Annotated in this window: 7 protein-coding genes; all 7 read right to left on the bottom strand. The window is 62.2% G+C overall.

Translation table 11 applies throughout. The features are described from left to right. Window positions 1-65: 65 nt before the first annotated feature. The 7 genes from ASG86_RS21110 to rpoB all read right to left on the bottom strand — a co-directional run bounded on the left by ASG86_RS21110 (window position 66) and on the right by rpoB (window position 12,681). Window positions 66-191 (bottom strand): hypothetical protein, encoded by a 126-nt coding sequence (locus tag ASG86_RS21110; RefSeq protein WP_268760595.1) that lies wholly within the window; start codon window positions 189-191, stop codon window positions 66-68. 102 nt (window positions 192-293) lie between these two features. Continuing rightward, window positions 294-1,484, bottom strand: coding sequence for an elongation factor Tu (tuf, locus tag ASG86_RS11740; RefSeq protein WP_056334246.1), 1,191 nt, complete (start codon window positions 1,482-1,484; stop codon window positions 294-296). 256 nt (window positions 1,485-1,740) lie between these two features. Then, the gene (gene fusA / locus ASG86_RS11735) at window positions 1,741-3,855 is read right to left on the bottom strand and encodes an elongation factor G (protein ID WP_056334242.1); all 2,115 of its coding nucleotides are present in this window, start codon (window positions 3,853-3,855) and stop codon (window positions 1,741-1,743) included. Between the two features lie 69 nt (window positions 3,856-3,924). Then, a complete protein-coding gene (gene rpsG, locus ASG86_RS11730) occupies window positions 3,925-4,395 on the bottom strand; it encodes a 30S ribosomal protein S7 (RefSeq protein ID WP_003803829.1) in 471 nt (156 codons plus the stop codon). Between the two features lies 1 nt (window position 4,396). Next, window positions 4,397-4,771, bottom strand: coding sequence for a 30S ribosomal protein S12 (rpsL, locus tag ASG86_RS11725; RefSeq protein ID WP_009358312.1), 375 nt, complete (start codon window positions 4,769-4,771; stop codon window positions 4,397-4,399). A gap of 396 nt (window positions 4,772-5,167) precedes the next feature. Further along, window positions 5,168-9,067: a DNA-directed RNA polymerase subunit beta' gene (locus tag ASG86_RS11720; RefSeq protein ID WP_056334239.1), complete on the bottom strand. Its 3,900-nt coding sequence runs from the start codon at window positions 9,065-9,067 to the stop codon at window positions 5,168-5,170. Between the two features lie 104 nt (window positions 9,068-9,171). Beyond that, window positions 9,172-12,681 carry a DNA-directed RNA polymerase subunit beta gene (gene rpoB, locus ASG86_RS11715; RefSeq protein ID WP_018760463.1) on the bottom strand — a complete coding sequence of 1,170 codons (3,510 nt, stop codon included), beginning with the start codon at window positions 12,679-12,681 and terminating at the stop codon, window positions 9,172-9,174. Between the last annotated feature and the right edge of the window lie 234 nt (window positions 12,682-12,915).

Genomic DNA, 12,915 nt, shown 5'->3' with positions numbered 1-12,915 from the left:
TACCGCGAATTTAGGTATACCGAAAAGTAGGAATAAGGCCTACCGGCATGTGGCGGCTGTCCCTGCTACTGGTTCTTGTTTGACCTGTTGATCCGCTTGGCCCGGTCAATCTCATGCCGGAAATATTTGCGGGTCCAGAGCACGCTGGCTACAACGGCAACTGCGATGATCAGGAAAATAAGCCATCCCATGATGATCTCCTTTCAGTGCTGCAACAGTATCAGTGGCCTGTTAACTAAAAAGAACAGCCCCGCTGCTACTGCAGCGGGGCTGTTCTTTCAGTTCAACAAGTATTACTTGATGATCTTGGTAACACGTCCCGAACCAACGGTGCGGCCGCCTTCGCGGATAGCGAAGCCGAGGCCCTCTTCCATAGCGATCGGCTGGATGAGCGCAACGGTCATCTCAGTGTTGTCGCCAGGCATAACCATTTCCGTGCCCTCGGGCAGGGTGATAACGCCGGTTACGTCCGTGGTACGGAAGTAGAACTGCGGGCGGTAGTTGGAGTAGAACGGGTTGTGACGTCCGCCTTCGTCCTTGGAGAGGATGTAGACGTTGGCCTCGAAGTCGGTGTGCGGGGTGATGGAACCCGGCTTGACGACAACCTGGCCACGCTCGACATCGTCGCGCTTCAGACCGCGGAGCAGGAGGCCACAGTTCTCGCCGGCCCATGCTTCGTCGAGCTGCTTGTGGAACATCTCGATACCGGTAACCGTGGTCTTCTGGACCGGGCGGATGCCAACGATCTCGACCTCGGAGTTGATGGCGAGGGTTCCACGCTCGGCGCGGCCCGTAACAACGGTGCCACGGCCGGTGATGGTGAAGACGTCTTCGATCGGCATCAGGAACGGCTTGTCGCGGTCACGTACGGGGTCCGGAACGGACTCGTCGACAGCAGCCATCAGGTCCTCAACGGACTTGACCCACTCGGGGTCGCCTTCCAGGGCCTTCAGGCCGGAAACGCGGACCACGGGAGCTTCGTCACCATCGAAGCCCTGCGAGCTCAGGAGCTCACGAACTTCCATTTCAACGAGGTCCAGCAGTTCCTCATCGTCAACCATGTCGGCCTTGTTCAGGGCGACCAGCAGGTAGGGAACACCAACCTGGCGGGCGAGCAGAACGTGCTCGCGGGTCTGTGCCATGGGGCCGTCGGTAGCAGCAACCACGAGGATTGCGCCGTCCATCTGGGCAGCACCGGTGATCATGTTCTTGATGTAGTCAGCGTGACCCGGGGCGTCTACGTGTGCGTAGTGGCGCTTTTCGGTCTGGTACTCCACGTGGGAGATGTTGATGGTAATGCCACGCTGACGCTCTTCGGGAGCAGAGTCGATCGACGCGAAGTCGCGCTTCTCGTTGAGATCCGGGTACTTGTCGTACAGCACCTTGGAAATGGCGGCCGTCAGCGTCGTCTTACCGTGGTCAACGTGACCAATGGTGCCGATGTTGACGTGCGGCTTAGTCCGCTCGAACTTTGCCTTTGCCACAGGTTCCTCCTAGAACGTTTTCAAATGACATACCCTCCTGCCGCTCTTGTCGCGGCAGAAACTCAGGTAAGTCTACTTGGGGGGCTTTGGTTTGGTGAAATTGCAGATTCAGGAACTAATACTAGTCCCAGGATCCTGTTCGTGCAGGGGCCGGACCGGCTGCCGGATGAATCCGATGGGCCCGGCCTCCTGCACAGGCTGTGCTTTCCGTTGCCGGCAAGCGCACCCGAGTTTGTTGCTTTGAACAGTCCGGGGACTACTCGCCGCGGGACTTCTGGATGATCTCGTCGGCAACAGCCTTCGGGACCTCGGCGTAGCTGTTGAACGTCATGGAGTACACAGCGCGGCCCTGGGTCTTGGAGCGCAGGTCACCGATGTAGCCGAACATGCCGGACAGCGGAACGTGCGCACGGATGACCTTGACGCCCTGTGCATCTTCCATGGACTGCATCTGGCCACGGCGGGAGTTGAGGTCACCGATAACTTCACCCATGTATTCCTCAGGGGTGCGGACCTCGACATCCATCAGCGGTTCGAGCAGGACCGGGTTCGCCTTGCGTGCAGCTTCCTTGAAAGCCATACGGCCGGCGATCTTGAAGGCCATTTCCGAGGAGTCAACATCGTGGTACGCGCCGTCGATCAGCGTGGCCTTGATGCCGACAACCGGGTAACCCGCCAGGACGCCGTCGTTCAGTGCGTCCTGGATGCCCGCGTCAACAGACGGGATGTACTCGCGCGGAACGCGGCCACCGGTGACCTTGTTCTCGAACTCGTACAGCTCGCCCTCGGCGGTGTCCAGCGGCTCGATGGCAATCTGGATCTTTGCGAACTGACCCGAACCACCGGTCTGCTTCTTGTGCGTGTAGTCGTGGCGTTCGACAGCGCGCTTGATGGTTTCGCGGTAGGCGACCTGGGGCTTGCCCACGTTGGCCTCGACCTTGAATTCGCGGCGCATGCGGTCCACCAGGATGTCCAGGTGGAGCTCGCCCATGCCGGCGATGATGGTCTGGCCGGTGTCTTCGTTGAGGGACACCTGGAAGGTGGGGTCCTCAGCGGAGAGCTTCTGGATGGCCGTGGAGAGCTTCTCCTGGTCACCCTTGGTGTTCGGCTCGATGGCAACCGAGATCACGGGCTCCGGGAAGCTCATGGACTCGAGGACGATCTGGTTGGCGGAGTCGCACAGGGTGTCACCCGTGGTGGTGTCCTTCAGACCGATCGCTGCGTAGATGTGGCCGGCGGTAGCGCCCTCAACAGGCATTTCCTTGTTGGCGTGCATCTGGAACAGCTTGCCGATGCGCTCCTTCTTGCCCCTGGTGGAGTTGACCACCTGGGCGCCTGCCTCAACGTGACCGGAGTACACGCGGATGAAGGTGAGCTGGCCGAAGAAGGGGTGAGCAGCAATCTTGAACGCCAAGGCCGAGAACGGCTCTTCGGAAGAAGGCTTGCGGGTCAGTTCCTTCTCTTCGTCGCGGGGGTCGTGGCCGACCATCGGGGGGACGTCGAGCGGGTTGGGCAGGTAGTCCACAACTGCATCGAGCATGGGCTGAACGCCGCGGTTCTTGAAGGCGGAACCACAGAAGATCGGGTACAGCTCGGAGTTGATGGTCATCTTGCGGATGCCGGCCTTGAGCTCGTCGATCGAGATCTCTTCACCCTCGAGGTACTTCTCCATGAGTTCTTCGGAGGACTCTGCGACGGTCTCGACGAGGTTCGCGCGGTACTCCTCGGCCTTTTCCTGGAGGTCAGCCGGGATCTCACGGATCTCGTACTTGGCACCCATGGTGACGTCACCCTTGGCATCGCCGGGCCACACCAGGGCGCGCATGTAGAGCAGGTCCACGACGCCGATGAAGTCGTTCTCGGCACCGATGGGCAGCTGCATGACCAGCGGCTTGGCACCGAGGCGGCTGATGATGGTGTCGACGGTGAAGTAGAAGTCAGCGCCCAGCTTGTCCATCTTGTTGACGAAGCAGATACGCGGAACGTTGTACTTGTCAGCCTGGCGCCAAACGGTCTCAGACTGCGGCTCAACACCTTCCTTGCCGTCGAACACGGCAACTGCACCGTCGAGGACGCGCAGGGAGCGCTCTACCTCAACCGTGAAGTCCACGTGGCCCGGGGTGTCGATGATGTTGATCTGGTTGTTTTCCCAGAAGCAGGTCACGGCGGCAGACGTGATGGTGATGCCGCGTTCCTTTTCCTGTTCCATCCAGTCGGTGGTCGAAGCGCCGTCGTGCGTTTCGCCGATCTTGTGGTTCACACCCGTGTAGAACAGGATGCGCTCGGTTGTGGTGGTCTTGCCGGCATCAATGTGGGCCATGATGCCGATATTGCGGACCTTACTAAGGTCGGTAAGCACGTCCTGTGCCACGGGGTCTCCTTTTGGGATGGACTACGCGTTCGCCGCCGGCTCGATCGAGCCGGCGGCGTCCGGGGAGTATTACCAGCGGTAGTGTGCGAAGGCCTTGTTGGACTCGGCCATCTTGTGGGTGTCTTCGCGACGCTTCACAGCGGCACCGAGACCGTTGGAGGCATCCAGGATTTCGTTCTGGAGGCGCTCGGTCATCGTCTTTTCACGGCGGGCCTTGGAGTAGCCAACCAGCCAGCGCAGGGCGAGTGCGGTGGAGCGGCCCGGCTTGACCTCAACCGGAACCTGGTAGGTGGCGCCACCGACACGGCGGGAGCGGACCTCAAGCGAAGGCTTGACGTTGTCCATGGCCTTCTTCAGGGCTGCAACGGGGTCGCCGCCGGACTTGGCGCGTGCGCCTTCGAGTGCACCGTAGACAATGCGCTCTGCCGTGGACTTCTTGCCGTCAACGAGCACCTTGTTGATGAGCTGGGTTACCAGCGGGGACCCGTATACCGGATCCGAAACGAGCGGCCGCTTGGGGGCCGGACCCTTGCGAGGCATATTACTTCTTCTCCATCTTTGCGCCGTAGCGGCTGCGGGCCTGCTTACGGTTCTTCACACCCTGGGTATCGAGGGCGCCACGGACGATCTTGTAGCGGACACCCGGGAGGTCCTTAACACGACCACCGCGAACGAGCACAATGGAGTGCTCCTGCAGGTTGTGGCCAACACCGGGGATGTAGGCGGTAACTTCCACGCCGCCGTTGAGGCGCACACGGGCCACCTTACGCAGAGCCGAGTTCGGCTTCTTCGGGGTGGTGGTGTAGACGCGGGTGCAGACACCGCGGCGCATGGGGCTGCCCTTAAGCGCGGGAGCCTTGGTCTTTGAGACCTTAGGCGTGCGGCCCTTGCGGACCAGCTGGTTAATCGTAGGCACTCTCGTGTTCTCCGTTTTTCCGGAGTGGCTGTTTCCGGCCACTCTCCTGTTGCGTTGCCCCGCCGCCCGGGCCTTGAAGAAGATCTCCAGGGCGGCGAAGGCGAAGCCTTAATAGTCGGATCGCATTCCGGGGGGCGACTGGTGTCGAACAAGTCCCTAGGCATGCAAAAATGTGGCATACGTTGCACAAGAACCCTGCAAACCGGAAACGTCGCTCTGGCCCAGCCTTTCAGCTGAAACCGGCGCTCTCATCCACTGCCACAATAACAATTGGTAACAAGTCTAGCATGGACGGGCTCCATGCCTTAATCGGGGCCCCTCCCCCTGGGTCAAAGCGGGATGGTCCCCCACCTTGCGGTGCGGGACCATCCCTTGGTAAGGCTCTACCGGAGTTGGTTACCGGAAGTCGTTGCCCAGGTCGTAGTCATCCAGCGGGATGGCGTGGAACTCGGGAGCTCCATCACCGCCCAGGGTGTCGTACGAGAAGTCACTGAATGCGCTGGGGCCGGTGAACAGGTTGGCCTTTGCTTCCTCAGTGGGCTCCACGGTGACCTCGGTGTAGCGCGGGAGGCCCGTGCCGGCCGGGATCAGCTTACCGATGATGACGTTTTCCTTCAGGCCCAGCAGCGGATCGCTCTTGCCTTCCATGGCCGCCTGCGTCAGGACGCGGGTGGTCTCCTGGAAGGAAGCTGCGGACAGCCAGGACTCGGTGGCCAGCGACGCCTTGGTGATGCCCATGAGCTCAGGACGTCCGGAAGCCGGAGTCTTGCCCTCGGACACAACGCGGCGGTTGGCGTCCTCGAACCGGCTGCGCTCGGCGAGCTCGCCGGGCAGCAGGTCCGATTCGCCGGACTCGATGACCGTGACGCGGCGCAGCATCTGGCGGACGATAACCTCGACGTGCTTGTCGTGGATACCGATGCCCTGGCTGCGGTACACGCCCTGGACTTCGTCCACCAGGAACTTCTGTGCCGCACGCGGACCCATGATGCGCAGGACCTGCTTGGGGTCCACCGGGCCGTTGATCAGCTTCTGTCCAACGGAGACGTGGTCGCCGTCTTCGATCAGCAGGCGTGAACGGCGCAGGACCGGGTAAGCGATCTCTTCCGTTCCGTCATCCGGGGTGATGACCAGGCGCATCTGGCGCTCGGACTCTTCAATGGTGATGCGGCCGGCTGCTTCAGCAATCGGGGCAACACCCTTGGGAGTACGGGCTTCGAAGAGCTCCTGGATACGGGGCAGACCCTGGGTGATGTCGTCGCCACCGCCGGCGGAGACAGCACCACCGGTGTGGAACGTACGCATGGTCAGCTGGGTACCGGGTTCACCGATGGACTGTGCGGCGATGATGCCCACGGCCTCGCCGATGTCGACGGTCTTTCCGGTGGCCAGCGAACGGCCGTAGCACAGGGCGCAGGTGCCGACGCTGGACTCACAGGTGAGTACGGAGCGGACCTTGACCTCGGTGATGCCTGCCTTGAAGAGCTCGTCGATAACGACGTCGCCGCAGTCGGTGCCGGCGGCTGCTAGGACGTTGCCCTCGGAGTCCACGACGTCGACGGCCAGCGTACGTGCGTACGCGCTGTTCTCGACGTTCTCGTCCAGGACGAGCTCACCGTTGGAGTCGGCGACGGCGATCGGCGTGACCAGGCCACGTTCGGTGCCGCAGTCCTCTTCACGGACGATAACGTCCTGCGAGACGTCCACCAGACGACGGGTCAGGTAACCCGAGTTGGCGGTACGCAGGGCGGTATCGGCCAGACCCTTACGGGCACCGTGCGTGGCGATGAAGTATTCCAGCACCGACAGGCCCTCACGGTAGGAGGACTTGATGGGGCGCGGGATGATCTCACCCTTCGGGTTGGCCACCAGGCCACGGATACCCGCAATCTGTCGGACCTGCATCCAGTTACCACGTGCACCGGAGGACACCATGCGGTTGATGGTGTTCATCGGGGACAGGCTTTCGCGCATCACCGAGGCGATGTCGTTGGTGGCCTTGTTCCAGATCTCGATCAGTTCCTGGCGGCGCTCGTCGTCGTCGATCAGGCCCTTGTCGTACTGGCCCTGGATCTTGGCGGCCCGCTCCTCGTACCCGGCAAGGATTTCCGGCTTGGCAGCCGGGACCTCGATGTCGGAGATGGCGACGGTGACGCCCGAACGCGTGGCCCAGTAGAAACCGGCATCCTTCAGGTTGTCCAGCGTTGCGGCGGTGACAACCTTCGGGTAACGCTCGGCGAGGTCGTTGACGATGCGGGACAGTTCGCCCTTGTCGGCAACAGCCTCAACCCAGGGGTAGTCCTCGGGCAGGGTCTCGTTGAAGAGGACCTGGCCCAGGGAGGTCTGGACGAGCGCGGGCTGACCCGGCTCCCAGCCTTCCGGAGCTTCCCAGCCGGCGTAGGGCACGAAGCCCTCGAGGCGGATCTTGACCTGCGAGTTCAGGTGCAGCTCGCGGGCGTCGAACGCCATGATGGCTTCCGAAACCGAACCGAAGATGCGGCCTTCGCCGGCTGACCCCTTGCGCTTGGTGGTCAGGTGGTACAGGCCGATGATCATATCCTGCGAGGGCAGGGTGACCGGACGTCCATCAGAGGGCTTCAGGATGTTGTTCGAGGACAGCATCAGGATGCGGGCCTCAGCCTGGGCCTCGGGGCTCAGCGGCAGGTGGACTGCCATCTGGTCGCCGTCGAAGTCGGCGTTGAAAGCGCCACAAACCAGCGGGTGAAGCTGGATTGCCTTGCCTTCAACAAGCTGCGGCTCGAACGCCTGGATACCCAGGCGGTGCAGGGTGGGTGCACGGTTGAGCAGCACCGGGTGTTCGGTGATGATCTCTTCCAGCACGTCCCAGACCTGCGGACGGTAGCGCTCAACCATGCGCTTGGCCGACTTGATGTTCTGGGCGTGGTTGAGGTCAACCAGGCGCTTCATCACGAACGGCTTGAAGAGCTCCAGGGCCATCTGCTTGGGCAGGCCGCACTGGTGCAGCTTCAGCTGCGGGCCGACGACGATGACCGAACGGCCGGAGTAGTCGACGCGCTTGCCGAGGAGGTTCTGGCGGAAACGGCCCTGCTTGCCCTTGAGCATGTCGCTCAGGGACTTCAGCGGACGGTTGCCCGGTCCGGTGACCGGACGGCCGCGGCGGCCGTTGTCGAAGAGGCTGTCAACAGCTTCCTGAAGCATGCGCTTCTCGTTGTTGACGATGATCTCCGGAGCACCCAGGTCAAGCAGGCGCTTGAGGCGGTTGTTGCGGTTGATCACGCGGCGGTACAGGTCGTTGAGGTCGGAGGTCGCGAAGCGGCCACCGTCCAGCTGGACCATGGGGCGCAGTTCCGGCGGGATCACCGGGACGGCGTCCAGGACCATGCCAAGCGGGCTGTTGTTGGTGGTCAGGAACGCGTTGACCACCTTCAGGCGCTTGAGGGCACGGGTCTTGCGCTGGCCCTTGCCGTTGGCGATGACGTCGCGCAGCAGGTCGGACTCGGCCTGCATGTCGAAGTTCTCAAGGCGCTTCTTGATGGCTTCGGCACCCATGGAGCCTTCGAAGTACATGCCGTAGCGGTCGCGCAGTTCGCGGTACAGGCCCTCGTCACCTTCGAGGTCGGCGACCTTGAGGTTCTTGAACCGGTCCCAGACCTGCTCGAGGCGCTCGATGTCGGCGTCGGCACGCTTGCGCACGTTGGCCATCTGGCGGTCTGCGGAGTCGCGGGCCTTCTTCTTGTCGGCAGCCTTGGCGCCTTCGCCCTCGAGGCGTGCGATTTCGCCTTCGAGGTCGCGGGCGATCGCGGCGATGTCGGCGTCGCGGTTGTCGATCAGCTGCTTCTTCTCGATGTCGTGCTCAACCTGCAGGTTGGGCAGTTCCTCGTGGCGGGCAGCCTCGTCGACGCTGGTGATCATGTAGGCAGCGAAGTAAATGACCTTTTCGAGGTCCTTCGGAGCCAAGTCAAGGAGGTAGCCCAGGCGGGACGGAACACCCTTGAAGTACCAGATGTGGGTTACAGGTGCGGCCAGTTCGATGTGGCCCATGCGCTCACGGCGGACCTTGGCGCGGGTGACTTCAACGCCACAGCGCTCACAGATGATGCCCTTGAAGCGCACGCGCTTGTACTTGCCGCAGTAGCATTCCCAGTCCCGGGACGGGCCGAAGATCTTCTCGCAGAAGAGGCCGTCCTTCTCGGGCTTGAGCGTGCGGTAGTTGATGGTTTCCGGCTTCTTAACCTCGCCGTACGACCAGCCGCGGATGTCTTCCGCGGTGGCGAGGCCGATCTGCATGAGGCCGAAGGAGGATTCGCTGGACATATGGTCCCTGTTCTCTCTTGTTCTCTAAATTCTGAAGTCTTAGGTGCGGGATGAGGGAGGGGGCGTACGACGGCGGGTGGTCACCCGCCGTCGTCAACCGCCTGCTAGACCTCTTCTACGGAGCTGGGCTCTGCGCGAGACAGATCGATGCCCAGTTCCTCCGCAGCCGTGAAGACTGCGTCATCAGAGTCACGCATTTCAATTGTGGTTCCGTCCGTGGAAAGAACTTCCACGTTCAGGCACAGCGACTGCATTTCCTTGATCAAGACCTTGAAGGATTCGGGAACGCCCGGCTCGGGGATGTTCTCGCCCTTGACGATCGCTTCGTAGACCTTCACGCGGCCGTGGATGTCATCCGACTTGATCGTGAGGAGTTCCTGGAGCGTGTAGGCGGCGCCGTAAGCTTCGAGCGCCCACACTTCCATTTCACCGAAGCGCTGGCCACCGAACTGTGCCTTACCACCCAGCGGCTGCTGCGTGATCATGGAGTACGGGCCGGTGGAGCGTGCGTGGATCTTGTCGTCCACCAGGTGGTGGAGCTTCAGGATGTACATGTAGCCGACCGAGATCGGATCCGGGAACGGCTCGCCGGAGCGGCCGTCAAACAGGCGGGTCTTGCCGGAGGAGTTGATCAGGCGGTCACCATCGCGGGTCACGTTGGTGGAATCCAGCAGGCCCGTGATTTCCTCTTCGCGGGCACCGTCGAACACCGGCGTTGCAACAGTGGTGGGACCACTTTCGCGCGGCAGGTTCGGCAGCTGCTTGACCCACTCGGGCTCGCCCTCGATCTTCCAACCGGTCTTGGCAACCCAGCCAAGGTGGGTTTCGAGCACCTGGCCCACGTTCATACGGCCCGGAACACCCAGCGGGTTCAGGACGATGTCAACGGGGGTGCCGTCGGCAAGGAAGGGCATGTCCTCAACGGGGAGGATCTTGGAGATAACACCCTTGTTGCCGTGGCGGCCGGCGAGCTTGTCGCCGTCGGTGATCTTGCGCTTGGCGGCCACGTAGACGCGGACCAGCTGGTTCACGCCCGGGGGCAGCTCGTCGTCGTTGTCGCGGTCGAAGACGCGCACGCCGATGACGGTGCCGGACTCGCCGTGGGGCACCTTCAGGGACGTGTCGCGGACTTCGCGGGACTTCTCGCCGAAGATGGCGCGCAGCAGGCGCTCTTCCGGGGTCAGTTCGGTTTCACCCTTCGGGGTGACCTTTCCAACCAGGATGTCCCCTGCTTCAACCTCGGCACCGATGTGGATGATGCCGCGCTCGTCCAGGCCGGCCAGGACTTCCTCGGACACGTTGGGGATGTCACGGGTGATTTCCTCGGCACCAAGCTTGGTGTCGCGGGCATCGATCTCGTGCTCCTCGATGTGGATGGAGGAAAGGACGTCCTCGGCAACGATGCGCTGCGAGAGGATGATGGCGTCCTCGAAGTTGTGGCCTTCCCATGACATGAATGCCACGAGCAGGTTCTTGCCCAGTGCAAGTTCACCCTGGTCCGTTGCCGGGCCGTCGGCAATGATGCCGCCAACTTCCAGGCGCTGGCCTTCGTTCACCAGGACACGGTGGTTGTAGCAGTTGCCCTGGTTGGAGCGGGCGAACTTGTTGATGCGGTAGTTGGTCTCGGTGCCGTCGTCGTTGAGCATGATGACGAGCTCGGCGGAAACCTCGGTGACCACACCGGCCTTCTTGGCGATGACAACGTCACCGGCGTCGACGGCGGCGGCGCGCTCCATGCCGGTGCCCACGAACGGAGCCTCGGAACGGACCAGCGGCACAGCCTGGCGCTGCATGTTGGCACCCATGAGTGCGCGGTTTGCGTCGTCGTGCTCCAGGAACGGGATCAGGGCGGTAGCCACGGACACCATCTGGCGCGGGGAGACGTCCATGAACTCGACATCCGCAGCGGGAACGAGGACGGGCTCGCCGCCACCACCACGGGCACGGACCAGGACGGTGTCTTCAGCGAACTTGTTGTTCTCGTCCAGCGGCGCGTTGGCCTGGGCGATCAGCACTTCGGCCTCGTCGTCGGCGGTCAGGTACTGGACGTCGTCGGACACGACGCCGTCCTTGACCAGGCGGTACGGGGTCTCAATGAAGCCGAACGGGTTGATGCGTCCGTACGATGCCAGCGAACCGATCAGGCCAATGTTGGGGCCTTCAGGAGTTTCGATGGGGCACATACGTCCGTAGTGGGACGGGTGCACGTCACGGACTTCCATGCCGGCGCGGTCACGGGACAGACCACCGGGGCCAAGGGCCGACAGGCGGCGCTTGTGGGTCAGGCCCGAGAGGGGGTTGTTCTGGTCCATGAACTGCGACAGCTGGGAAGTTCCGAAGAACTCCTTGATGGCAGCAACCACGGGGCGGATGTTGATCAGGGTCTGCGGCGTGATGGCCTCGACGTCCTGGGTGGTCATACGCTCGCGGACAACGCGCTCCATGCGGGACAGGCCGGTGCGGACCTGGTTCTCGATGAGCTCGCCGACGGCGCGGATGCGGCGGTTGCCGAAGTGGTCAATATCGTCGATCTCGACGCGCAGATCCACTTCCTGGCCATCGCGGGTGCCCTTGATGGTCTTCTCGCCGGCGTGCAGCGCGACGAGGAACTTGATCATGGCCACGATGTCTTCAACGTGCAGGACAGAGGCTTCCTTGTCACCAAGGGAGCGGTCGATGCCAAGCTTGCGGTTGATCTTGTAGCGGCCAACCTTGGCCAGATCGTAGCGCTTGGAGTTGAAGTACAGGTTGTCCAGCAGGGACTGGGCAGCCTCGACGGTGGGCGGCTCGCCCGGACGCAGCTTGCGGTAGATGTCCAGCAGGGCGTCTTCGCGGGTCTCGGTGGCGTCCTTCTCCAGGGTTGCCCGCATGGAGTCGTACTGGCCGAACTCTTCGAGGATCTGGCCTTCGGTCCAGCCAAGGGCCTTCAGCAGCACCGTGACGGACTGCTTGCGCTTGCGGTCGAGGCGGACACCGACCTGGTCACGCTTGTCGATCTCGAGCTCGAACCACGCACCGCGGGACGGGATGATCTTCGCGGTGAAGATGTCCTTGTCACTGGTCTTGTCGGCGGCGCGCTCGAAGTAGGCGCCCGGCGAACGGACCAGCTGGGAGACGACGACACGCTCGGTGCCGTTGACGACGAAGGTGCCCTTCTCGGTCATCAGCGGGAAGTCACCCATGAACACGGTCTGCTGCTTGATTTCGCCCGTGTTGTTGTTCATGAACTCGGCCTTGACGTACAGCGGAGCCGAGTACGTTGCGTCCCGGTCCTTGCACTCGGCCATGGTGTACTTGGGGTCAGCGAACTCCGGATCGGAGAAGCTCAGGGACATGGTGCCCTGGAAATCCTCGATCGGGGAGATCTCTTCAAAGATGTCCGACAGGCCGGACGTGGTGGCGACGCTGAGATCGTTTTCTTCGACAGCCTTTGCCACGCGTGCCTGCCAGCGCTCATTGCCGACCAGCCAGTCAAAGCTGTCCGTCTGCAGGGCAAGCAGATTCGGAACGTCAAGAGGTTCGTGAATCTTTGCGAATGAGAGCCGGCGAGTGGCACCATCAGTGCTGTCGGCAGTGTTAGCGGTTTCGTTATTAGAGGTGCTCGAGGCGACCAAGAGGGATCCTTCCACAGACCTTCAGGCGTTTTCAGATCTCCCCCGCTGTGCACCCTGCGAAGTGACTCCGCAGCGCTACCATCCGGTTCCGCTATATGACCCGGGGCCTGAACTGACTATGCTGTGACCGTTGTTACGGCACGTTGATTGCCAGCTGCCAGGCAAAGCCCACCGCTATATGAAGGCTGAAGGTAAACAGGGAAGACGCAAATATCTACGATACGGCAAAACAAC

Source organism: Arthrobacter sp. Soil764 (assembly GCF_001428075.1).
Lineage (GTDB): Bacteria > Actinomycetota > Actinomycetes > Actinomycetales > Micrococcaceae > Arthrobacter.
Note: the sequence above shows the minus strand (reverse complement) of the source record. Positions and strands in the feature narration are given on the sequence as shown.

Bases quoted from the DNA above. Each gene is read 5' to 3' on its own strand.
- ASG86_RS21110 (WP_268760595.1), bottom strand. From the start codon at position 191: ATGGGATGGCTTATTTTCCTGATCATCGCAGTTGCCGTTGTAGCCAGC.
- rpsG (WP_003803829.1), bottom strand. From the start codon at position 4,395: ATGCCTCGCAAGGGTCCGGCCCCCAAGCGGCCGCTCGTTTCGGATCCG.
- ASG86_RS11720 (WP_056334239.1), bottom strand. From the start codon at position 9,067: ATGTCCAGCGAATCCTCCTTCGGCCTCATGCAGATCGGCCTCGCCACC.